General features: G+C 46.8%; 17 protein-coding genes. 16 read left to right on the top strand and 1 reads right to left on the bottom strand.

Annotation, left to right across the window (positions count from 1 at the left end):
- Window positions 1-4 precede the first annotated feature (4 nt).
- The 8 genes from AC58PV_RS12835 to AC58PV_RS12800 all read left to right on the top strand — a co-directional run bounded on the left by AC58PV_RS12835 (window position 5) and on the right by AC58PV_RS12800 (window position 9,027).
- Window positions 5-1,060 (top strand): ABC transporter ATP-binding protein, encoded by a 1,056-nt coding sequence (locus AC58PV_RS12835; protein WP_497432625.1) that lies wholly within the window; start codon window positions 5-7, stop codon window positions 1,058-1,060.
- On the top strand, window positions 1,053-2,072 hold the full coding sequence (locus AC58PV_RS12830) for an ABC transporter ATP-binding protein (protein WP_497432624.1): 1,020 nt from the start codon (window positions 1,053-1,055) through the stop codon (window positions 2,070-2,072). Before AC58PV_RS12835 ends, AC58PV_RS12830 begins: the two co-directional genes overlap by 8 nt.
- Complete coding sequence (locus tag AC58PV_RS12825; RefSeq protein WP_497432623.1) at window positions 2,065-2,634, top strand: HAD family hydrolase; 570 nt, start codon at window positions 2,065-2,067, stop codon at window positions 2,632-2,634. Before AC58PV_RS12830 ends, AC58PV_RS12825 begins: the two co-directional genes overlap by 8 nt.
- Window positions 2,635-2,668: 34 nt before the next feature.
- Entirely contained in the window at window positions 2,669-3,715 is a 1,047-nt protein-coding gene (locus AC58PV_RS12820; RefSeq protein WP_497432622.1) for a LacI family DNA-binding transcriptional regulator, read from the top strand.
- Window positions 3,716-3,725: 10 nt separating this feature from the next.
- On the top strand, window positions 3,726-4,787 hold the full coding sequence (locus AC58PV_RS12815; RefSeq protein WP_497432621.1) for a Gfo/Idh/MocA family protein: 1,062 nt from the start codon (window positions 3,726-3,728) through the stop codon (window positions 4,785-4,787).
- Between the two features lie 31 nt (window positions 4,788-4,818).
- Window positions 4,819-5,538: a ThuA domain-containing protein gene (locus AC58PV_RS12810; RefSeq protein ID WP_497432620.1), complete on the top strand. Its 720-nt coding sequence runs from the start codon at window positions 4,819-4,821 to the stop codon at window positions 5,536-5,538.
- A gap of 117 nt (window positions 5,539-5,655) precedes the next feature.
- A complete protein-coding gene (locus AC58PV_RS12805; protein ID WP_497432619.1) occupies window positions 5,656-6,411 on the top strand; it encodes a glycerophosphodiester phosphodiesterase in 756 nt (251 codons plus the stop codon).
- A gap of 24 nt (window positions 6,412-6,435) precedes the next feature.
- Complete coding sequence (locus AC58PV_RS12800) at window positions 6,436-9,027, top strand: glycoside hydrolase family 38 N-terminal domain-containing protein (RefSeq protein ID WP_497432618.1); 2,592 nt, start codon at window positions 6,436-6,438, stop codon at window positions 9,025-9,027.
- 836 nt (window positions 9,028-9,863) lie between these two features.
- Here AC58PV_RS12800 and AC58PV_RS12795 read toward each other — a convergent pair.
- The gene (locus AC58PV_RS12795; RefSeq protein ID WP_497432617.1) at window positions 9,864-11,309 is read right to left on the bottom strand and encodes an S-layer homology domain-containing protein; all 1,446 of its coding nucleotides are present in this window, start codon (window positions 11,307-11,309) and stop codon (window positions 9,864-9,866) included.
- A 394-nt stretch (window positions 11,310-11,703) separates the two neighbouring features.
- Between AC58PV_RS12795 and AC58PV_RS12790 the strand changes: the two genes are divergently transcribed.
- The 8 genes from AC58PV_RS12790 (at window position 11,704) to AC58PV_RS12755 (ending at window position 24,914) form a co-directional block, all read left to right on the top strand.
- Window positions 11,704-14,022 carry a glycoside hydrolase family 95 protein gene (locus tag AC58PV_RS12790; RefSeq protein WP_497432616.1) on the top strand — a complete coding sequence of 773 codons (2,319 nt, stop codon included), beginning with the start codon at window positions 11,704-11,706 and terminating at the stop codon, window positions 14,020-14,022.
- A 127-nt stretch (window positions 14,023-14,149) separates the two neighbouring features.
- Window positions 14,150-16,450 (top strand): helix-turn-helix domain-containing protein, encoded by a 2,301-nt coding sequence (locus tag AC58PV_RS12785; protein WP_497432615.1) that lies wholly within the window; start codon window positions 14,150-14,152, stop codon window positions 16,448-16,450.
- 755 nt (window positions 16,451-17,205) lie between these two features.
- A complete protein-coding gene (locus tag AC58PV_RS12780) occupies window positions 17,206-18,060 on the top strand; it encodes an ABC transporter permease (RefSeq protein ID WP_497432803.1) in 855 nt (284 codons plus the stop codon).
- A gap of 14 nt (window positions 18,061-18,074) precedes the next feature.
- The gene (locus tag AC58PV_RS12775; protein ID WP_497432614.1) at window positions 18,075-18,971 is read left to right on the top strand and encodes a carbohydrate ABC transporter permease; all 897 of its coding nucleotides are present in this window, start codon (window positions 18,075-18,077) and stop codon (window positions 18,969-18,971) included.
- A gap of 121 nt (window positions 18,972-19,092) precedes the next feature.
- Window positions 19,093-20,748, top strand: a complete 1,656-nt coding sequence (locus AC58PV_RS12770) for a type 2 periplasmic-binding domain-containing protein (protein WP_497432613.1) — start codon at window positions 19,093-19,095, stop codon at window positions 20,746-20,748.
- Between the two features lie 73 nt (window positions 20,749-20,821).
- Window positions 20,822-22,030, top strand: coding sequence for an SGNH/GDSL hydrolase family protein (locus AC58PV_RS12765; RefSeq protein WP_497432612.1), 1,209 nt, complete (start codon window positions 20,822-20,824; stop codon window positions 22,028-22,030).
- 353 nt (window positions 22,031-22,383) lie between these two features.
- Window positions 22,384-23,646 carry an MFS transporter gene (locus AC58PV_RS12760; protein WP_497432611.1) on the top strand — a complete coding sequence of 421 codons (1,263 nt, stop codon included), beginning with the start codon at window positions 22,384-22,386 and terminating at the stop codon, window positions 23,644-23,646.
- A 47-nt stretch (window positions 23,647-23,693) separates the two neighbouring features.
- Window positions 23,694-24,914, top strand: a complete 1,221-nt coding sequence (locus AC58PV_RS12755) for an MFS transporter (protein WP_497432610.1) — start codon at window positions 23,694-23,696, stop codon at window positions 24,912-24,914.
- Window positions 24,915-24,929 lie beyond the last annotated feature (15 nt).

Genomic DNA, 24,929 nt, shown 5'->3' with positions numbered 1-24,929 from the left:
TGTCATGACATTAAAAGCTGTTATCGATTCACAATCCGAACAACCCCTACTGTCCGTTCAAGACCTCAAGATTCGTATTCAGATGGATAATGGGGAAATGAGAGCTGTGGATGGCGTTGATTTTGATATAAAAAAAGGAAAAACACTGGGGCTTGTTGGCGAATCTGGCTGTGGAAAAAGCTTAACCAGTAGAGCCATTATCTCCATTAATCCTAAAGAGTGCGAAACTTCCGGCAAAATTGTGTATCACTCGACTTCGGAGAAGGCACTCAACAAGCTGGATCTGCTATCACTGGATACGCGAGGTAAACAAATTCGATCCATTCGCGGCCGCAAAATCGCGATGATCTTTCAAGAGCCGATGACGGCATTTTCACCGATGTATACGATTGGCAATCAGATCATGGAATCGATTCTCATCCACCGTACCAAAGATAAGAAAGAAGCGAAGAAAATCGCGCTCGAAATGTTAAGTAAAGTGGGCATTTCGGATGAAGCGAAACGATTTGACCAGTACCCGCATGAATTCTCGGGTGGTATGCGTCAGCGGGCGATGATCTCCATGGCCTTATCCTGTAATCCGGAATTGTTGATCGCCGACGAACCCACGACCGCACTCGATGTGACGATTCAAGCCCAAGTGATGGAACTGATGAAGGGGCTGCAAAAAGAGTTCGGCATGGCGATCCTACTTGTTACCCATGATCTAGGCATTATTGCAGAGATGTGCGATGAAGTGGCTGTTATGTATTTAGGGAAGATTGTTGAGCAATCGACCGTAGGTGAGATTTTTAACAATCCCAAACATCCCTATACCAAAGGCTTGCTCAATTCGATGCCGAAGTTGGCTGGCGACCGCAATAAACGGTTAGAATCGATCGAAGGTACCGTTCCGATGCCGATTGATATGCCGCCTATGTGCGGATTCTATGAGCGGTGCAAGGATCGGATTGAAGGGGTATGCAATAAACAAGCCGTGCCCAAAACGCGAATATCCGATAACCATATGGTTCGATGTTTCCTTTACGCGAATGAAGGTGAGGAGAAAGCATATGTCTAAACCGATTCTGAAAGTCAACCATTTAATCAAAAATTTTGAAGTCAAAGATAAAAATAAGTTGTTTGCTAGGCCTTCATCCGTTCGTGTGTTGAATGATGTATCTTTCGAGCTGATGGAGGGAGAAACGCTAAGCATTGTCGGCGAATCGGGCTGTGGGAAAACAACGCTAGGCCGTTGTATCGTCAGGGGCATGAATGCATCGTCAGGTGAAGTTATTTACCATACGGAGAGCAATGAGGAGGTCGATTTCCTAGGCCTTCGGGGAAAAGAATTCAAGAAATTCAGGAAAGATATTCAGATGATCTTTCAGGATCCGTACTCCTCACTGAGTCCGAGAATGAGTGTATATGATATTATTTCCGAGCCGCTGCTCGCCAACTTTAAGTTAACGAAAGCGGAGCTGGATGAGAAAGTGACCTTAATCGCGGAGAAAACCGGTCTGAATGTCAGCTATCTCAAACGATATCCACATGCCTTCTCCGGCGGGCAGAGACAACGAATCGCGATTGCAAGGGCGCTTATTTCCCAGCCTAGACTCATCGTCTGCGATGAAGCGGTATCCGCCTTGGATGTGTCCATCAAAGCGCAAATTATTAACTTGTTGAAGGACCTGCAGAAGCAGCTCCAGATTACGTATATTTTCATCTCTCATGATCTATCTATTGTTCAAAATATTTCGGACCGTGTGGCGGTTATGCACTTGGGGCGGATAGTCGAGTTAGCACCTGTAGATGAGCTATTTCAAACACCTAAGCATCCCTACACAGAGGCGCTCCTGTCGGCCGTACCTGAGCCTGACCCTGATTATAAGAAGGAGCGCATCATTCTCGAAGGCGAAGTGCCGAATCCGGCTAATCCGCCAAGTGGATGCCACTTCCATCCTAGATGTATGTACAAGACTGACAAATGCGTGCAGGAAGAGCCGAAGTTGCGGGATGTAGGCAATAAGCATTACACAGCTTGTCATCATGCTGACCAATTAAACTTAAGGGGTGTCGCTGCTCATGTATAAACCAACAACGAAAGATCATATGCCGATTGATCCCAATGCAAAAAAGCTTATCGTTTTCCTAGACTGTGGAGATACCATTATTGATGAAGGCACCGAAATTCGAGATGACCATGATATCGTTATTAAAGCAGATCTAATTCCAGGGGCAGATGTGATGGTGAGGACGCTCGCCGAGCGTGGTTATATATTGGCGTTAGTAGCTGACGGCAGAGCGCAATCCTTTAAGAACATGTTAACGGACCATGGGTTATATGATTATTTTACGACAATGATCTATTCCGAAACGATTAAAGACTCGAAGCCAAGTCCACGAATGTTCAAAGCGGCCATGGGTGCTTTAGAGCTGACGGAGCAGGATTGTTACAGAATTATTATGGTCGGTAACAACCTAAGCCGAGATGTGAAAGGTGCGAATCAAATGGGTTTTACGAGCGTATTCTTGAGCTGGACGACTCGCTATCCGAAGGTGCATGAAGACGACAGTCAAAAACCAGATTATACAATCAGCAATCCGGTAGATTTAATTGACTTGGTCGAGGAGCTTAATGCACAATTGGCATAAATGGACATTGTAATGAAGGGATGTATATCTAACTATGGCTAAAATTGATGATGTAGCAAGATTAGCGAAAGTCTCCAAAGGGACGGTCTCTAACGTTTTTAGCCAAAAAAGACCGACGAGCAACGAAGTCAGAGAACGTGTGATGAGTGTTTCCAGACAATTGAATTATGTTCCTAATCATACTGCGCGAAGCTTAGTTACCAAGAAAACGATGGCGATTGGCCTAACCATACCGCATGGCAGCTTCTTCTTTAGCGCATTTCATACACAGTTTATTAACGGGGTCATTCTGGAAGCAGCCTCTTATGGGTATAGGGTGCTGCTGGATATCATTCCTGTTCATGAGGTGAAAACGCCATTTCTGACGAGTTACCCCATCGATGGTGCTGTTGTGATGAGGCCTACTGCGAATGATGAGCGTATCACGCTCATGCATATGGGACAGATTCCTTTTGTGACAGTTGGTCATGTGATGAATGAAAATATCGAGCATTCTACAAGCGTAGATAATGATAATGCACAGATGATGTCCAATATTTGCGCGTATTTAGTTGGCAAGGGCCATCGAGATATTATGTTTCTGAATGCGAATGAGCATATGACCGTATCGATTGATCGGAAAGCTAGCTTCGTTGAGGCGATGAAGGTTCATGGGTTAGACGTAGAAGAGCACATGATTCATCATAAGCCGGAGTTGAACTCCAGCGAATATATGGACTATGGGTATGAAGAGACGATGGAAATCCTGGGTAAGCAGCAGAAGAAAGTGACGGCGATTATTGCCGATGATGATCGGACTGCGTTCAGTGTTCTTAATGCGGTTAAGGATCTTAATCTTAGTGTACCTGGGGATGTCTCTATCTTCGTCATATGCGGAGATAACTCGATGATGGTGCAATCGAACCCCTCTCTGACCAGCATGGATTTGCAACCGTCCGAATTAGGTGCACAGTCCGTTCGATTGTTAATGCATCAATTAGGCGTGCTGCAAGGGGAGTACGAAGAAAACATCATAGTTGAAGGCAAAATTATTGAACGAAATTCAGTTTCTACAATTGGTAGTGAGGAAGATCGCGAATAAGGGAGCAGACATGATGAGTGCTAAACATTGGAACGTAGGCATTATTGGCCTTGGCGGTATCGGCGATTACCATATGAACAATCTTGCGAGGATTACCAATACAAGCGTTGGAGCTATCTGTGACGTGAATGCGAAAGCGGTGGAAGGGGTCGGAGATCGACTGCATTTGGCAGCTGCAAAGCGGTACACGGATTATCGGGCCATCATCGCCGATCCTGACATTGACTTCCTTATTTCCGGAGTCTCCAATAAATTCCATTGTGATATCTTGAAAACGGCAATTGCCTGCGGCAAACCCATCTTCTCGGAGAAGCCCTTTACCCGAACGATGGAGGAGGCGGATGAATTACTCCGACTATATGAAGCCAATCCGATTCCTTGCATGATAGGGTTCTCCTATCGGTATCGACCTTGCTTTCAGTACGTGAAGGGGCTCGTCGCTGACGGTACTTTAGGCCGTATTCGGCATATCGCTGCGCATTACTTGCAAGAGGAAAACGCCCCAATGTTCAACAAGGAATACACGTGGCGCTTCAATAAAGAGATGGTTGGATCCGGCATATTAGCGGATATTGGCTCCCATATGGTGGACGCGGCGCGCTTCTTTGTAGGCGAATTTACGCAGGTGTCGGGTATGATGACCACGTTTACGGATCGCCGTTTGGATAAGCGAACAGGCGAATACGCCGAAGTGGATGTGGATGACTTTACAGGCTTCCAATCTGTCTTAGAAGGCGGCGCGATGGGGTCCTTTTATACGCACAAGAATGCCATTGGGACGGGGAATCAATTCAACGTTACTTTGTTTGGGGACTTGGGGACGGTACGGATGTCAGTGGAAAAGCCGAATGAGGTTCATTTGACGCTCAGATCTGGCGAAAATCTACAACTGACCGAGTCTGTCATCCACTTGGATGAGAAATCGGTGAAGCCGATGCTGCAAGATTTTGTAGATTACTTGGAACAGAGGAACTCTTCATCACTTCCGACGCTTATGGATGGATACCGGAACCAACAAGTGCTGCAAGCCATTATAGATTCAGCGCAAGACGGCGTAACGAGAAGCTTATAAATGCTTTCGACTAGCATAGGGGAGGGCTCGTATGATTAGAGTAACGATTTGGAATGAATTCCTACAGGAGCAGAGAAAAGAAGAGGTTGCACGGATCTATCCCAAAGGCATGCACGGAGCGATTGCGGATGGCATCAGCCAGGATGGATTCGAAATTAGCTGTGCAACCTTCAATGAACCTGAGCATGGGTTAACCCAAGAGAAACTGGATCAGACGGATGTTCTTATTTATTGGGGACATGTTGAACATAAAGGATTTCAGGATAACGTCGTTGATCGCATTTGTAAACGCGTACATGAAGGCATGGGGCTGATCGTACTGCATTCCGGACATCATTCCAAATTGTTCCGCAAACTGATGGGCACATCTTGTGATCTGCTATGGCGAGAAGCGGACGAGAAAGAACGGCTGTGGGTGATGGATCCCTCTCATCCCATCGTGGCGGGAATTGGACCTTACATTGATTTGCAAGAGGAAGAAATGTACGGCGAGCATTTCGATATTCCGACACCAGAGGAATTAATCTTCGTCAGCTGGTTCCAAGGAGGAGAAGTGTTCCGCAGCGGATGCACCTATCGCCGGGGCCAAGGGAAAATCTTCTATTTCCGTCCAGGTCACGAGACGTATCCTACCTACCACAACCAAGATGTGCAGCGCGTCATTGCCAATGCTGTGAAATGGACAGCCCCCATTCAAAGGGAAAAGACGTTTTATGGGCATCACGCACCGCTTGAGGAAATCAAGAAGTAGTGAGCTCATGGCAAATACAAGCTTCTTTCAAGTTGAAAGGGGCTGTTTGGCTTGCGAATTCAGTCACGTACAGGGCCAAGAGTTCACAACTACGATGCTTAGTTGAGGTGAAAGACGATGAAGCGATATCCATTGCTAACTGCACATACGGGATGTATGGGCACACCAGATAACAGTCTGCTCTCTATAGAAACGGCGCTTCTTAGCGGAGCAGATATCGTGGAAGAAGACATCTTGATCACATCAGATGGGGTTCTTGTGCTTGCTCATGATGACAACGTGTACACGGTAGATGGCACCGAATACCGGATTTCCCAAATGAGCTATGGAGCGTTGAGTCAATTGGCTATCAGGGCACGTAACGGATCGTCCGATGATAATGAGACGATAAGGATCTTGTCGTTGGCATCCGTTATGCCCATCTTGCTGGCATCAGGCAAGACAATCAATCTGGATATGAAATCAGATGAGGGTGTTGAGCCTGTTTCTCGATTCGTTGACATAAACGGACTCTATGATCAGGTCTTCCTTAGCGGTTGCGAGTCCCTAAGGGCTCACTATGTAAACAGCGTTAATCCACGCTTACGCAAGCTGCTGAACGTAGATGCTTCCTTATTTCAAACCGAGAATTACACGGAGGCAGCTCGAATCAGTTGCGAACAAGCGGTGAGTGCGAATTGTTTCGGTCTCAACGTGAATTATCGTGTTGTAGAGCCAGCGCTCCTGCAAGCAGCAGCCCGCCATGAGCTGGATGTCTATGTTTGGACGGTTAATGCCGAAGCGGAGATGACGTATTTTATGGAAATGGGAGTTGCATCGATCACTTCTCGCAATATTTCAGCGTTGGTGCAAGTCAGGGAGGGAGAGAGCTAGAGGATGGATACGGAGGAGAGAACAGTGAGGAAACTAGAGAAGATATATGTTGTTTTTAAAACGCACGTAGACTTGGGCTTTACAGACTTAGCCAGCAATGTCATTTCCCAATATAAGGAAGAGATGATGAACGACGTTCTGGCTGTCTGTGAAGACACGAAAAAGGATGGACCAGACCATCACTATGTGTGGACACTGCCAGCATGGATGCTGCAGGAATGTTTGGATACACCGGATTCAGGGAGGAAAGAAAGAATAGAAGCCCTAATTACGAATGGACAACTACGTTGGCATGGGCTTCCTTTTACGACACATACGGAGTTTTGCGGCACAGAAGAATATATTCGAGGGCTCTATATCTCCGAAAAGCTGCGTCAACAATATGGGCATACAGCCATTTCAGCTAAAATGACAGATGTACCCGGGCATACGTGGATGCTGCCTACTTTATTGAAGAATGCAGGTATTGAGTTTCTGCATTTGGGCGTCAATGCGTGTTCGTCACCCGTTGACCTGCCGCGGTTATTTCATTGGGAAGGTCCGGATGGCAGCAGGGTCCTAACCTATTATTCGAAGGGCGCTTATGGCACAGACCTAACCCCGCCAGAGGATTGGCCTTATCCGATTTGGATCGCACTGCTGCAAACGCAAGACAACTATGGGCCACAGGATGGTTCTGTGGTGCAGGACTTGTTGGATGAGATTGCGAGTACGTATCCGGACACCGAGGTGAAAATCGGGACCATGGACGACTTTGCACGTGATTTTGTGGCCCGTGATTATCAGGATATCCCTGTCATTCGCAAGGATTTGGCGGATACGTGGATTCATGGGATCGGGACTTATCCAAAAGAAGTGTCTCGTGTACGGCGGATGCGCTCGGATATTGCAGCACGGGAGAGCTTAGCAACTCTGGAGCAACTGCAAGGACTCCGCGGTGACCATCACACGGATGCCATCGCAGAGGCGTATGAACACACGCTGCTATTCGGCGAACATACGTGGGGAATCGATATTAAATCGAATTTATTGCCTGGCCGCAATAGCCAGCGTGCTTTCGGGAAGGCGGCGATTCAGAAAGACCGCGCAATGTTTCCAGACTCCTACCTGAAGACGGAGGCTTCATGGGCTGAACAGACTAGTTACGTGAATCAAGCTGAGAAAGCGTTAAGCGAAGTTCAACCTTTTACAGTCATAGATTCGCATATCATTGGTGTGTATAACCCGCTGGCTTGGGAACGGCAGAATGTGAAGATCACGTTGGACACACGCAGGCACGGTACGCTGACAGATAGAGAAACGAGGGAATCCTATTCCGTTAGTGAAACGGGCGAGGCTTATATTGGTGAATTGGCACCGATGGGGTATCGAACTTTTGAGTATGAGGCGATTGCAGTGGAAGGCGCAGAGAACGCGGTGCTGGAGAATGATGCGATTGCAGTGGAGGAAGCAGAGAGTGCGGTGCTGGAGAACGATGCGATTCGCATCGTGGTGAGCAGGCAGTCAGGCTGGGTAACCAGCTTTTATGACAAGCTCAATGGGAAGGAATGGGCTGTTAATGGAAGGTTTGCGCAATATGAGTATGATGTGTATGGGAAAGAGGAGATTCTGGATTTTGTCAAAGCGTACAGCTATGACCTCATGGATTGGTATGTGAACGATTTCGGTAAGCCAGGTTATCCAAGGATTGAGCATAAGCAATACGGTCTGCATCTTACAGATGTTCAGATATCCAATGGTGCAGGTTGGGGAAGCATTGTAATTAGGTTCACGACACCGAATGAAAGTTACGAGACGTTTGGAAATGGGGAAGAGTTCTGCTTATCGATTCGTCTGGAAGCCAATCAGCCCTATGCGGATATGGGAGTGACGGTTCATCGTAAAGCCGCTACGGCGTACGCCGAGAGTGGGCACTTCACATTTGCTCTGAACGCAGGTGAGCCGGTGTATCGTTTTCAAAAATTAGGGAGTAGCGTCAATCCGCTTACAGATATTGAGAAAGGTGCGAATACTCGCCTTCACTGCGCTAGTCAATGGGTGGATGTACAGGATGAAGGAGTGGGACTGGCGATCATTCCTTTTGATACACCTTTGTTTTCCATTGGTGAAAAGGGGATTTATCAATACTCCCAAGTGTATGTACCCGAGCAGCCTGCGCTCCATTTCAACTTATTTAATAATCAATGGGGGACGAACTTCCCGCAGTGGATCAGTGGCAGCTTCCAATATGCATTCCGCCTTGCACCACATGCTGGGGATTGGAGGACAGGGAGCGTACAGCAACTAGCTGCTGAATCCTGCATGCCGCCTCAGGTAATAGTAGGTTGGAATTCGGCAGGACCCGCCAAGTATCAATTCCTGAAAGAAGGCGTAGAGGGAATTCATATCTTATCCTTTAAAAAAGCAGAGCAAGATGACGCGTACATCTTACGCTTCCAAAACTTGAAGGATGAGCGCTTAGCGATGAAGCTGCCATTTACGGAGTACCTTGCAGATGTGAAAGAATGCGATCTGGTCGAACGTACGAAGGACATGAACGTAGACTTTGGCCGAGATCATCTCGCCGTGACGATGAATCCCTATGAAATTAAAACGATGAAGCTGTGGTTTGCTTGAAGCGGTGGGGCATGGGTAAAGAGTAGGGCATGTAGTACCTGAAGGTCCTACACGGTTGGGGGGACGGCGTTGGCAACTATCGGTTCCCACTCTACCTTCCCAGCTGCAGCACTGGCTTCCACCGCAATTAGTTGGAAAAACTACATCTAAATTCGCAAGATTCGGTCGATTTTTCCATTTAGATGGAAAAACTACAGTTAAATTTCACTCATCTCGCGAAAAGCGTGCATATGGCTGAAAATAGCTGTAGTTTTTCCAGTTATTTGCTACAGCCGGCTAAATTAGCTTGAAATAACTGTAGGTTTTCCAGTTATTGCAGCGCGGTATCTCATGCGGAGCTGGATAGCTAGTGGAGATTGCAGCAACGTCAGCGCATACACGGTTGGGGCTTCAGCGTGGCCACTGTCGGTTCCCACTCTACCTTCCCAGCTGCAGCACTGGCTTCTACCGCAATTAGCTGGAAAAACTACATCTAAATTCGCAAGATTCGGTCGATTTTTCCATTTAGATGGAAAAACTACAGTTAAATTTCACTCATCTCGCGAAAAGCGTGCATATGGCTGAAAATAGCTGTAGTTTTTCCAGTTATTTGCTACAGCCGGCTAAATTAGCCTGAAATAACTGTAGGTTTTCCAGTTATTGCAGCGCGGTATCTCATGCGGAGCTGGATAGCTAGTGGAGATTGCAGCAACGTCAGCGCATACACGGTTGGGGCTTCAGCGTGGCGATCTATCGGCGCAGAATAACGGGTGGAAACCCCGCGGGGATGCTTATGTAAAAGGCATTCACTCTTAGGAGTGAATGCCTTTTACTACTCGTGAAATTGCAGCTACGTTCTACTTCAGCAATGCAGTAGCCAAATACGTGCGCAGTGAGAGTAGGATCGACTGCTCCCGTGTGGTGTTGCCGTGCGGATCAAGCTTGTTGCCGGCAACGCCATTCATGATGCCGTAGTTCACCACAAAATTCATGGCATCCTGCGCCCAGCTTGAGATTGAAACCGAGTCGTTGAAGGTTGTTTTGGTAGTTGTATCTAGCGCTACACCAGGCTTCGCCAACTTTACCGTCCTCAGCAGCATGACACTCATCTCTTGGCGGGTGATGGGGTTCTTGGGACCAAAGGTATCGTTCGTTAAGCCATTTACGATGCCCAATCGATACGCCTGATTCACCTGCACATTGTTCGTGTCTTTGAACACGGGATTGTAGTCAGGTGTTAGCGTTTTTCCCGTCAGCTTCTCATAGAGTCGAACGGCAAGCCCGGCAAAATCCTCTCTCGTAATGGCTTCTGTATACTTGCTTAAGGTTTCACTGGTCGTCAATCCGAGTCCGAACGCTTGCTTCAATTCAGGTAGTGCCCACGAACTGGCACCAGCAAAAATATCCGGCACATTCGTAATCACACCGTCCACTTTGGAAATAAGATCAGATGAAACCTTGATTTGCGCAATATCATCGAGAATGTTAACTTTCGTTTTACCTGGCTTCAGAATAGGTTGTATACCTGATCCCTTCAACAGAGGTGCATCGATTTTAACGATGTCATTAATTCCGCTCAGGGGAGCCGAAGTCTCCACTATAGTTACCGCTTCCCCAGGAATCAGATAGTCGGGAATCGTATATTGGTCAATGATGGGTTGGATTTGGTACACATACCAAGTGTCTTGGGTTTTACTAGTTTGTGTATCTGTATAGGATACCTGGCCGATAGAGTCGGTTTTGCCTGTGAGAGTGAAAGTCTTCTTGCCATCAGGACCTGTTCGCGTAATGTCGTAGCGGGATTCCATATTCGAATTATCCAGCCAAGTTAGGGTCACGGAACCGTTGGCATTAGCTGTTGCTTTCACATCGGTGGGGCCACCAGGCTGCTTCACGGGATATGGCTGTGATATAAAATCGTCTTCACTGTTGCTGCCTACTAAAGGATCGAACCAAGCATGAATACGAAAGCGAACCGAAGTGAGGCTGGGATCGATCGGGAGTGTTAGCGCACCGCCTTCCCCGCGTGTGAGTGAAATCCAGCTGACTCCGTTGTCGCGCGAAAAGAACAAGGCATCGTCTAAAGTAGTGGACACAGCCTTTGTTGTATTGTACGTAATGACGAAGGGAATCTCTGCGGTTACATACGAAATCCAATCATTCCAGACTCCGCCTGTTAACTTCAAAGTCATGCTATAAATATCTGCTTCTGCGCTAGCTCTAGATCCCCCAACGGCTACACCTGTCACAAACAGTGCACTAGCCGTTAGGAGCAACGAAGTTTTTTTCCACAATGGGTACATGCCTTGCCTCCTTTATTCCGTGAGTCTGTATGTTGAGGCTAGCATAACAGGCAACTTGTTCACTGTCATGAGTGAAATGAGCTAATTTTCTGTGAAATTGTGTGCGGAAATCCACTGTTTTTAGCGAATGAAAGCATGGTCAGCATGTGGTGAAGAATTCCTAGACTCCTCTGCACAACACGTGCAGCAACACCTTTCACTCTGTTCCTTCGCAGTAGGAATCCAGCCGTTTTCTTTGAAATGCTGAAGGGGAAATGGATGCACGAATGAGAGATGTACCCTGTGTATGGACGCTATTGTACGTGGCATACCGCAATTGTACCTATCCGTACAGGAGATATATCCCCTACAATGAGCATAAAGAAAGCGTAACCATTATGGGGGAATTACATATATGAATGAAATGAAGCTATGGTATAATCGTCCAGCCTCGAATTGGACGCAAGGATTGCCTATTGGAAATGGCCGATTAGGTGCCATGATCTACGGTGGTGTAGAAGATGAAACATGGAGCCTAACAGAACTGACCTACTGGTCAGGAAAGTCGGAAGCCATTCCAGGCCAATCCAACACGAGAGCAGAATTAGATCATATGCGTGAGCATTTTTTTGCCGGGGATTATAGGCGGGGAGATGAGCTGGCGAAGCAGTTGCTGCAGCCAAAGAAAGGGAATTTCGGCACGAACTTATCGATGTGCGACGTGCAACTCACGTTTGCTCATCAAGGCGAGGCGTTGGTTCGCGAGCTGGATCTTCAGCGTGCTTGTACGCGGACAACCTACACCTCTGGGGGGCAGTCTCGAACAAGAGAGGTTTGGGCTTCGCATCCAGGTGGAATCGTGGCTTCGAGATTATCAAGCGATCAGCCTGGTGGAATTTCATTCACGCTGCGCATTCTCGGAAGAACAGATCGCTTCACTGCAACATTATTTGGTCATGATACGTTTATTTTTGAGGGGCAAGCAACGGAAAATATGCACAGTAACGGGGAGTGCGGTGTATGCTGCCAAGGCATATTGAAAGTCATCGCGAGTGGCGGCAGCGTGACCGCAGATAGGGATGCTGGTCACATTAGGATCGACAACGCAGATGATGTGGTCATCTATGTAGCAGTGAACACGGATTATGGCAGCCATAATGACAAGTGGAAGTTACTGTCGCTGGGTCAAATAGAGAACGCCATAACAAAGGGATATGAGCAGCTTCGGGCGGAACATGTGGCGGATTACCGGCAACTGTACGACCGAGTCTATCTGGATCTAGGCGCAACTAGTCAATCTAGTTTACCAACGGATGAACGCATCCGTCTGTTCTTCGAGGGGCAGGATGATGATCCGCACTTGTTTACCTTATTTTATCAATATGGCCGCTATCTTACGATTGCTGGGTCAAGGGAGGATTCTCCGCTTCCGCTTAATCTTCAAGGCATTTGGAACGATGGAGAAGCCAATCGGATGCAGTGGAGCTGCGATTACCATTTGGATATCAACACGCAAATGAATTATTTCCCAACGGAAGGGAGCAATTTGGCAGAATGCCATCGTCCCTTAATGCGGTTCATTGCGCAATTAGCGGAGAGCGGAAGAGCGGCGGCGCAGCATTTCTATGGCTGTGAGGGATGGGTTGCTCACGTATTTACTAACGCATGGGGATTCGCGTCGCCAGGCTGGGAAACATCGTGGGGGCTGAACGTAACCGGAGGCTTGTGGATTGCCACACATCTTCGCGAGCACTATGAATTCGGCCTTGATCAAGCGTTTCTGGCAGAAACGGCCTATCCAGTGCTGAAAGAAGCTGCTGCCTTTTTCCTCGACTATATGACGGTTCACCCGAAGTATGGGTGGTTGGTAACAGGCCCGTCGAATTCGCCTGAAAATAGTTTCTATGTATATGATCCGCAGAGAAGCGAGTATCCCTTGTCTATGGGATCTACGCTGGACCAGGTGTTGGTTCGCGATTTGTTTGTATTTTGCCTAGAAGCGTCTGCGCATTTGCAGGTGGATGTAGAGTTGCAGCGGAAGTTGAAGCAAGCCATCGCCGTGTTGCCGCCGTTGATGATTGGACGCCGAGGACAATTGCAAGAGTGGCTGGAGGATTATGAAGAGGCGCAGCCTGACCACCGCCATTTCGCTCATCTGTTCTGTCTATACCCTGGGAATCAGGTGACGCCTGAGGGGACGCCAGAACTGAGCGCTGCAGCAAGAGTAACCTTAGTGAATCGTATGGAACGTGAGATGTTAGAGGATGTTGAGTTTACATTAGCCGCGTTTGCAGCGAATTTTGCCAGATTGCACGATGGAGAGAATGCTTACAAGCACCTTACACATTTAATTGGTCATTTGTGTTTTGACAATGGTTTAACATTTTCGAAGGCTGGGATCGCTGGGGCCGAAACGAATATATTTGTGATCGACGGTAATTTCGGCGGCACGGCGGCTATTGGAGAAATGTTGCTGCAAAGCCATGTAGGCGGCATTCACTTGCTGCCGGCACTTCCGGCTAAATGGCGAACGGGGATGGTCACAGGTTTACGGGCCAAAGGGAACGTAGAGGTGGATGTGAGTTGGGCAAACGGCCAATTGGTCGAGGCGGTCTTCAAAGCATTTTCCCCAAATCGTGTACTCCTTCGTTATCAAGACAGCAAAATTGAAATCGCTCTGGAGCCCGGCCGCACGTACCACATGGACAGCACATTACGCGTGAAACTTATCTAAATATCGAGTAGACCCAGGCAGCTACAGTCAGTATAAAAGTAGTTGCCTTTCCTTTGTTTATTTGCAAAACACCATGGTATAATAGAACACACTTTAGATAGCGCTTACAAAAAGGGGGGTAGGATTCATGCCGAAGTTCTCGCGGTTATTCCGTAAATTTCTGATCTCCTATATCATTATCTTGGTTATTCCGAGCATTGCTGGATATATGTCTTACCGTACTGCGATTGCCGTGACGCAATCTGTATCTATTGAGAATAACGTAACACAGCTTCGGAAGAGTCAGGATATTTTGGAGCGGAGGATGGCTGAGGTCGAGGGTTTCACGAGGCAATTGGCTCTAAATCAAGAGTTGAGCGTCCTTATGAATGAGAAGGGAATGGATGAGAAGGTTAATCTGTATGGCATTTGGAAGGTCAATAATGATATTAAAGCATGGAGCCAGACGAATGATTTTTTACAGCAATTTTACATCTACTTAAATAATTATAATGTGCTCTTAACGCCAGCCTCTTCCTATTTCCAACCTGAACGATATTATCAGTCCTTTCACTATAAGGATTTAGCCGCGGATGAATGGAAACGAACGCTTTTAGAGCAAACGCACAACAGGGAAATCATACCGCTGAAACCCTTCGTCACGAATGGTGTGCAGACCTCTGTGATTACGTATATACAATCGCTCCCGCTAGACAGCTTTAGTGGAGCCGCGCGCGCTACCGTTGTTGTTCTTATTGATGAAAAAGTGATCTCTAGCGTCTTATCTGATCTCCAGGATCAATACGGTGGTTGGTCTCATATCAGTGATGCCCAGGGGCATACGATAAGCTTGCTTGGTATGAACGAATCGGATGCAGCCAAGTTAGCCTCGGACACCAGCTTTAATCAATCGCAGGCAAGCCAATTCTATAATGACGATTTGGTCATTACCATTCGTTCCAAGACCACAGGTTGGGTCTACCGAGCGGGAATTCCTAGACATGTTCTTATGGAAAATGCGAATAAAATCAAGTACATTACGTGGACTGTGACAAGCGCCGCTTTGGTGGTGGGGTTGTTGGTAGGACTGTGGCAAGCTTACCGGTATAGTTATCCTATGCATCGATTGCTGAATGCGATGAAAGAGCAGTTTGGCAAGGATGCAGCTGTAGGACGCAACGAGTATGACTTCTTGCAGGGTAATATTTCGAACATGATTTCTAACAATAAGCGTCTCGAAAATGAATTGAACAGGCAGCTCCCCTTAATTCGGGATGCTTTCTTAAAAAGGCTTATCGCAGGTGAATTCCGATCACTCGAAGAGATCTCCGCTGCTGCCGAGCAGGCCAATACAGGGCTGCAAGCGGATACGGGTTATACGGGCATTTTGCAAATTAAAGGATACTCCGGTATGGACAACGTTGATATTCTGAACGAGTTAAGTGCAGCCAGGTTCATCATGAAACAGACGCTGCACGATCTTGGTTGGTTTGTTCATATGACCGATCTCGGTGCTGATCGGGTTGCGGTTATTTTTGAAGGAATTGCTTCTACGGAAGACACGGAGACCGCGAATAAAGAGGTTGAGCGAATTCTGAATGAGCTTGCTGAATTTTTATTTACGGAATACAAAATTACGATTATCGCTGCGATGGGAAATCCATTCAGCACGCTCATGGAAGTTAGCCACACGTACGAGCAAGCTACACAAGCGTTAGAGTATGCACTGCACATGAATCGCAAAGGGGTCTTATGGTTCTCCGATGCAAGGTTGGAGAGTGACACCTACTATTATCCACTCGATATTGAACTGCGTTTGATCAGTACGATCAGAGCGGGAGATCTCGACGAAGCTAGACGGATTCTGGATGCGATCATGGCGCAGAACATCGAGAATCGCGAGCTGTCCATCGAGATGAAGCATCAGCTTGTCGGGGAGTTGAAGGGCACGTTCCTGAAATTGCTTTACCAGAAAACATTTCAGGAGTCCGATATTTTCGAAGCGGTGAAGAATCGTGTTGCTGACATCCAGGCCAATGAAGAAATCGATGCGATTCGGCAAAATATCGACGGCATTATGGCATCCCTATGCGGGCTGATTGCCAATAAAAAGACGGATCACCACAATAAAACCGTGGAGCAAGTGATGATGTATATCGCCGAGATGTACAGTGATCCTGATCTGAATTTATACCGGGTGGCAGAGAAGGTCGAGCGTCCTGAGAAATATATCTCCAACCTGTTTAAAGAGGTCACGGGGAAGAATTTATCTGATCATTTGGAACAGGTAAGGATGGATCAAGCAGCTAATTTGTTAAAAGGCGATACGTACACGGTCGATGAAATTGCTGCCCGTGTCGGATACAATAGTTCGCATTCTTTCCGCAGAGCGTTTAAGCGAGTGCTCGGTGTTTCGCCGAGTTCGTATCGGCAGTCTATGACGGAATGAAAATTAAGGAGCTAAGCGGCTTGATGCGCTTAGCTCTTTTTGGCTTCTGGCTGGCTGGGTGGCGGCGGTGGCTGTAGAGGCGAGGAAGTGCGGAGCGCTGGATGGATTACGATTCCGCCTCGTCTCCCAAAAGTGCAAAAGTACAACCTTTTTGGCTAATTTATGGTTAGTACGGGTAAATGCGTGCAAATAGGCAACTTTTTTACCGTTTTTCACCATAATCTCCTGAAATCACTCGAAATTGATGCCTTTTTGCATCAATTTCCAATAAAGGAGGGGGAATCGCATTGGAAAAGTGCTCATATGCACTTTTGGCTGGAGTAGGGGGCGTGAAGGGGAGGTTGTTTAGAGGAATACACCAGCCACCCCAGCCACTCCGCCCCACCAGTAACCCCAGATATTGAAGATAGCTTTATGGCAGCCCCTTATTTGGAATTGGAATTAACCGCACTACCCGCATCACAGACTAACGCTGCTACATCGTGCGAACGGGGATGATCACTAGACAGATGTACCCTCGATTTACCGCCAATTGTACGTGGAATAACGCAATTGTACCTATTAAAGACGGGCGATTATCCCCTAGAATAAGGCTCAAGAAAGCGCAACCATTTGTGTAACAGATGATCTTAGGAGGTTTTGTTTTGGATAAAGGACTAGTCACCAATCAGAGATCGCTGATCAAAAGCAGTCGACCTGGTTTGAGGGAGGCAGCGACTCGAAGCTTCAAAAAGCATTGGCAACTGTATCTGCTCATCATTCCACCAGCGTTGTATTTCCTCATATTCAAGTATTATCCGATATTAAACGCGGTGCTTGCTTTTAAGGACTACAATGTCACGAAAGGCATTTGGGGGAGTCCCTGGGTAGGGTTTAAGAACTTTCAATTGTTTTTTGAAAACCCGTTGTTCTGGACGTTAGTGAAAAACACGATTTTTATCAGTGGCTATCTGCTGATTGTTGGTTTCCCGATCCCTATTTTATTGGCGCTGGCCATTAATGAAGTACGCAATCAGCGCTTCAAGAAACTTGTCCAGCTGGTTTCTTTTGCACCTTACTTCATTTCCACCGTTGTGATGGTGTCCATTATTATGCTGTTTTTGGCGCCTCGCCTCGGTTTTGTGAATGTCGTGATGAATCATTTTGGCATGGATTCGATTAATTTCCTCGGAGAGCCGGGCATGTTTCGCTCGATCTACGTGTGGTCGGACATTTGGCAGACGGCTGGTTATTACTCGGTCATTTTTTTAGCTGCCTTAGCAGGCGTAGACCCTTCCCTATATGAGGCGGCCAAAGTAGACGGAGCATCGCGCTTTCAGAAAATTATCCACGTCGATTTGCCTGGCATTTTGCCTACCATCATTGTGGTCCTAATCTTAAATGTGGGGAATGTGATGGCGATAGGCTTCGAAAAAGTGTATTTATTGCAAAATCCACTCAACACAGTCAATTCCGAGATTATCGCGACTTATGTGTACAAGGTGGGACTGCTGAATGCGAATTACAGCTTCGCTACGGCCGTCGGATTGTTCAACTCGGTTATCAATTTGATCTTGCTAATTGTAGTTAATGGTATGGCTAAGAAATTTTCGAATCATAGTATTTGGTAAAAAGGAGTGCAGCTATGTCTACAGTCAAAGCAAAAGTGAAAGATTCGCTAGGCGATAAAATGTTTTTAATTGCCGTCTACGTACTTCTGAGCTTATTACTTGTTGTTGTTTTATATCCGCTTATTTATGTAATTAGCAGTTCGTTCAGCAGTCCAGCTGCTGTTACTTCCGGAAGAGTCTGGTTGTGGCCAGTAGAGCTGTCACTCAAAGGGTACAATACCTTGATTCATAACGAGAAAGTGACGATTGGCTATGCGAATTCCCTTTTTTATACAGGCGTTGGAACCATTATTAGTGTTGTACTTACGATTATGATTGCATATCCACTTTCTCGAAAAACGTTCTTCGGCAAAAATGTGCTCATGATGCTAATCACGTTTACGATGCTATTCAGCGGTGGGTTAATTCCGACTTACTTGGTCGTGAAGCAAATGGGACTGATTGATACGAGGTGGGCGCTGCTCATCCCTAATGCGATTTGGGTGTGGCAGGTGATCATCACGAGATCCTTTTTCCAAACGGCGATTCCAGATGAATTGTTTGATGCCAGTGAAATTGATGGCTGCAGTGACTTCCGATTTCTAAGAAGTGTCGTCATCCCGTTATCCAAACCGATCATCGCCGTGCTTGTTCTCATTTATGCTGTCGGCCAGTGGAACGCGTACTTCGATGCTTTGATTTATCTCAAATCGGCTAGTTTGTTCCCGCTGCAGTTAATTTTGCGTAGTATTATCATTCTCAACAACAGCTCGAATGCCACGGATGCCTTGAAGCAAGTTGAGCGACAGCAGTTGGCGGAAGCACTGAAATATTCCCTCATTGTCGTCACAACATTGCCAGTGTTGATTATTTATCCGTTTGTCCAGCGGTTCTTCGTACAGGGGATGTTAGTGGGTTCTGTCAAAGGGTAAGCCGCGGACTTGCCATGTGAAAGGTGGATGCCATTGAAAGGGGTGATTCGTTAAAGGTATTGCTGGTCGTCGATCTACGTTCGGGGTTATACTAAATGCATGAAAAAAGGGAGCGATACATGTGAAAAAGAGTCTTGTAAGCGCACTAATGGTCATTGTGGTAGGTAGTTTATTTCTTGCCGCATGCTCGAAGGATGACACAGCATCCGTATCACCAGCAGCAACGGGAACTACGAAGAGTGGTCCTGTCGCGATTAGCATGTTTGCACAACAAGATACAGCGATTGACTTGAAGACGAATAAATTCACGAAATTCATGGAAGAGAAGTTCAATGCGAAGTTTAACTTTGAAATTATCCCGTTTGATGGTGCCAAAGAGAAGAGACAGATTTCACTGGCAAGCGGCGATTATCCGGATTCCTATATGTTGACGGCTTGGATCGACCAATTCTCACAAGCTGATATTCTGAAATACGGTAAGCAAGGTATTCTAATTCCTTTGAATGATCTGATTGATCAGTATGCCCCGAATATTAAGGCCGCAATGGCTAAAGACGCTACATTGAAGAGCTTTAGTACAGCGCCGGATGGCAAAATCTATGGGCTAGGATCTTATACGCAATGCTTCCATTGCTCCTATCCGAACAAAATGTGGATCAACACGAAATGGCTATCCAAAATGAATTTGGAGATGCCGAAAACGACGGAGGATTTCAAGAAAGTTCTTCAAGCCTTCAAGAAGGGTGATCCAAATGGGAATGGCAAAGCCGACGAAGTTCCGCTAAGTGGATCGACTGAGGATTTTGGCGTGCATATCATTCCGTTTCTCATGAATGGTTTCATCTATGATGATGACCGCAATTACCTGACGATGTCGAATGGCAAGGTCGATACAGCAGCGAATAAGCCGCAATGGAAAGAAGGCCTCGCGTATATTAAATCGTTGTATGACGAAGGTTTAATTGATCCAGGGGCATTTACGCAAAATGCGGAAGCGTTCAAGAAAATTGGTGAAAACGCCGGGACGCAAATTCTTGGTGCAGGCGCAGGCATGCATCCCGCTATTTTTGTAAACATAGATAAAGGCAACAAAAACTCGGCCGATTACAACCCCGTACCACCGCTTACAGGGCCGAATGGATCTCTTGCTACGCATGATGGTGGTGGTTTGACGCCAGGGGCGAAATTCGTCATTACCAACAAAGCTACCAAAGAAGAGCAAATCACATTGATCAAAATGGTAGATTATATGTTTACTTTTGAAGGACAGACGAATGCTGCATCAGGTATGGAAGGAATTGACTGGAGAAAACCCAAAGAGGGCGAGGTCGCTCTTGGCAAAGGTGTGAAACCACTCATGGCATCAATTCCAGCCGTGGAAGGAGAAGCGCCTCATAATGCAGGCTGGAGCGGAATGGGTCACTTCTACCAACCAAGCGAGTACAGAGACAGCATTGTTCAAGGAACAGATGTGTATGATTCGGCGAACTATGAACGCAGATTGTATAATGCAACACTCTTGTACCAAGGTCATGAACCGAAGGAGATTTACCCTGTCTGGGCCGTATGGGTTGATCCGGCACAAACGGATGAAGCAAGTATTCTCCAAACGAATCTCAAAAATTATATCGATCAGAACGCATTGCAATTTATCACCGGAAATAAAGATTTGACCAAGGATTGGGATGCTTATGTGAAAGGACTGGATAATTTGAAGGTTGGCCGTTATCTGGAAATTTTGCAAAAGGCGTATGACAGTTCTGCCTATAAAAAATAGAACAGTGAGAATCAGGTGCCCTATGGTCAAACATAGAGCACTTGATTTTTTTGTTGGGAAAGGGGAAGAGAAGATGACGGAAACATGGACTAACCGTTGGGTGAATACGCGTGGTGGGCTGCCTCACTTCAAAGAGAAATTACTTCGCAATGAACCAATCGTCGTTGCTTTCATCGGAGGTTCTATTACCGAAGGTGCAGGGGCATCGGACATGAATACCACCAGTTGGCGTGCGTTAACGGAAAGCTACTTAAAGCAACGTTTTTCATCTGAAAAGGTAATGTGTATCAATGCAGGCGTTGGTGGGACGACGTCTACATTCGGTGCTCATCGGCTGCAGACGCACGTCTTGTCTCAAGGTGAAATCGACTTACTATTCGTTGAGTTCAGTGTGAATGACGGTGAGGATCGGGAAGAATCGATCAGAGGCATGGAGGGGATTGTACGACAATGCCGGCGTCTATCGCCTCGTACGGAAATCTGTTATATCTACACGGCAGCGGATAAAAATTTGACCGAAAGGCTGCCATTCAACATCGCTGTCCACGAAGAAATCGCAATGTACTATGACATTCCTTCCGTTAACTTCGCTGCGAGGATATACAGCATGATGCAGACGGACGAAGTACGGTGGGAGGACCTTGCTTCTGATCGCTTACATCCTAATGATGCGGGGCATGCCTTGTATGCTGCGTTTCTGGAGGAGTATCTGGAGGGGGTATTAGGAGCAAAGGAGCAGTTGGATGGAGTAGAAGGAGCAAAGGAGTACCTGGATGAAACAGTAAGTGCAAAGGTGGAGTGGGATGGAGCGCAGGGTGCGAAAGCGTGCCTAGACGATGATGTATCCCTCCCTCCTCCAATTAATCACAATAATTACGAATATGCTGAGATGTCTGAGGTAGAACCGGAGAATGGCTTGGTAGGATTTGAATGGAGGACCTTGCCGTCAGAACCTCTGATGAACTGGCGATATGACACCAGGCATCTGTATACGGATACTCTCCATGCTTCGTTCTCCTTCACAGTGTACGGGCAGAGTGCTGGCATATTGCTGCTGTGCGGGCCGGACTCGGGGATATTCGAATTCGCCATAGACCACGAATCGTTTCAGACCGTTGATGTATTCGATCATTGGTGTTTACAAGCATATCGCCCCATCATGGCTATGTTCCCCATTCACGCTGAGCGGAAAAGCAGACGAATTACCATTCGCCACACAGGGAAGAAAGATGCGCGGAGCACGGGGACGAGTCTTCGTATTTTGAAAATGTTAAGTAATTGAAGGAGCAAGTTGAAGTGAGCCCCTTACAAGTCAATCGACTTGCGGGGCTTTTCTAGTTTTAAGTAATAACTGGAAAACCTACAGTTATTTCGAGCTGATTTAGCTGATTCAAAGATATAACTGGAAAACCTCCAGTTATTTTCAGCCAATTGTACGCTATTCGCTGGATTGGTGGAATTTAACTGTAGTTTTTCCATCTAAATGGAGGAATCAGACAAATCTAGCGGATTTAGATGTAGTTTTTCCATCTAAATGATGCCTGCGCTGCAAAGTCCCCCTATTTCCTTGCTCCTAATGCCATCGCCATGTAAGATAAAACACATAACAACAAGAAGAAGGTGCATCTAGGATCTATGTGGACGTATACCGCAAATTTAATACGTGATCTATCGCCTAACGTGAAGCGGTTTATTGCGACAGAAAGCTTGTTTGGCATCGGAGTCGGGATCTCTAGCTTGATCCTTAACCTACATTTATTAGACCTTGGTTTCTCCAAAGGTGACATCGGTAAGATAACGTCACTTGGGGCACTTACGGTTGGCTTGGCTAGTTTGCCGGCAGGGTTCATCGTGAAGCATATCGGACGCAAAACGATGCTCGTCATCGGGATGCTCTTAGCCTTCCTGTCCCTAGTCCTCTTCGGTATCGGCACTAGTATTGGTGCGGTAACCGTCGCGCAATTAGTGTATTCGCTTGGGATCACGGCAATCGTGAACTCTGAAATTCAATTGATTTTCCAATATTGCGGCACGAAAAAGGAAGAAACAAGTGCCTATGCGCTCTTGTTCGCGATTTTTACGTTATTCACCGGTCTAGGCACGTGGCTTGGTGGATATTTACCCGATTGGATACCTGGACAGACAACGATGTACCAATATGCCTTCTTCGTTGCTGGCGGATGCTTAGGTCTCTCAGGCATATTGCGAGGAATCCTGCTGCCGTCTAACCACATCAAGGCCGAAGAAAGCAACGTAACCGCAGCAGAGGAGCAGAAAGGCAGCGAAGTAGCGAATCCTTCCCACCAGCCGAAGAAACGGCATGCGATTTATTTCTTGCTGCTGCTTTCCCTGCTGATTTTCAACTCCGGATTTACGTTCGGACTTCTTAGTCCGTTCTTGAATGTCATCTTGAAATTCCGCTTCCAGATGGAAGATGGGAATATCTCTGGTGTACTCGCGTTATCCGGATTTTTCTTCTTCATCGGCTCGATTGTTATGCCCTACGTTGTGGAGAGATGGGGCAGTCGCAGGACGTTCGTGTTCCTGTTTCTCTATAACATCCTTGTCGTGGGGCTCATGGCCATGGCGATGCCAGCCACCGTATTTGCTATGCTGCTGCTCATTCGTGGAACGGGCTTCACGATGCTGAATAACTTGATGGACAGTCAATGCATGTCAGCTGTCGCCGAAGAAGACCGCAACCTGTTCGCAGGCATGCGAACCGTCTCCCGCAGCATCGGGAATACGATTGCCTCGTACTGGGCGGGCTACATTTTGGCCGGCAATCATGATTCGATGCTCTTCCTTCTGACTGCGGGTGCCTTGCTTGTCGGGTATGTTGTCTATGTCTGGTTCGTGCAAGGGAAGCTGGATCAGAGACTGCAAGCTCAGACATGATCGAGCTGTGAGCTTAGAATGAGAGAAGTAGGAAGGGAAGTAAAGCCATGCTAGCAAACAAAATGTTTCAAAAACTAGGCTTACAGATGAGCCCGGCAACTAAGCACAACTTGTATAGTGATTTTGGAGCAGCCTGTTTATTTAGTCTCTTTAATGTGGTCTTTAACCAGTTTTATATCGCACTTGCCATTCGACAAGGGGCTACGAATCTGGAAGTTGGGATACTCGCAGCCGCTCCGGCAATTGGCCTGCTGTTCTCGCCGATTTGGGCAGCGAAAATCGAACAATCAGGTCCCAAACCTTTTGTCATCATCCCCAATATCATTGGTAGAGCTTTGTTGTTGTTTCCGGCGTTTTTCGGTGCGCCCAGCGTCTATGTGGTGACGGCCATCATTTTTTACTTTCTTATGGGCATACAAGCACCAGCTTATCCTGCGCTAATTACACGTATGTATCAGCCAGAATTGCGTGGCCGACTCATGGGCTATGTTCGAGTTGCCATGGGAGCTATGATGATTCCACTTGCTTACATAGTCGGTTCGTGGACGGATAAATCAGGACCGAGTGGGCCGCTAATCACGGCGTCTATAACGGGCGTTATAGCGATTCTTTTCCTTGCCCGCGTTAGGGAAATAGCTCCTTCAGCGACAGTATCAGCACGCAAATCTTCCTTTAAAGAACAGCTCAAACTTGTGCGAAATCACCGGGAGCTGCTCGTGTTTTTTGCCGCGACGACATTAACGGGCTTTGGCAACATATTGGCGAGTCCCCTATACCAGATTATCCAAGTTAAAGAGCTGCAGTTGAACAACATTGAAATTGCGCTAGCACGTATGACCTATTATGTGTGTTTATTAGTGGCCTATTTCGTTGTTGGTTGGGTCATTGATCGATTTTCTGCGAAGCAAACGTTGGTCTATGGATTGGCGGCGTTCACGATTGTTCCCTTCCTATATGGGACTTTCGGGAATTATCCGGCTGTCATTATTGGTAGCGGAATCCAGGGAATAGGCGATGCTATCTGGGATATTGGTATTCTTGCCTATATTTTTCGTGTTGTACCTGGAAGAGAGGCTGTCGTGTTCGGCTTGCACTTAATGCTGTTTGGCATTCGCGGCTCTATCGCGCCAATCATAAGTACAGGTTTATCCGATTACATGCCAATCTCCGGGTTGTTAATTGCGGCTGCCATTTGCGGGTGCATCGGAACCGTGATTTTTTTGCTGCAAAAAGATAACAAGAATATGCCGCAAGTATTGCCCCGTTAAGATTAATTTAAGCCA

This window comes from Paenibacillus sp. J22FR83 (assembly GCF_059691955.1).
The sequence above is the reverse complement of the archived record's forward strand: the minus strand, read 5'-3'. Positions and strand labels throughout refer to the sequence as shown.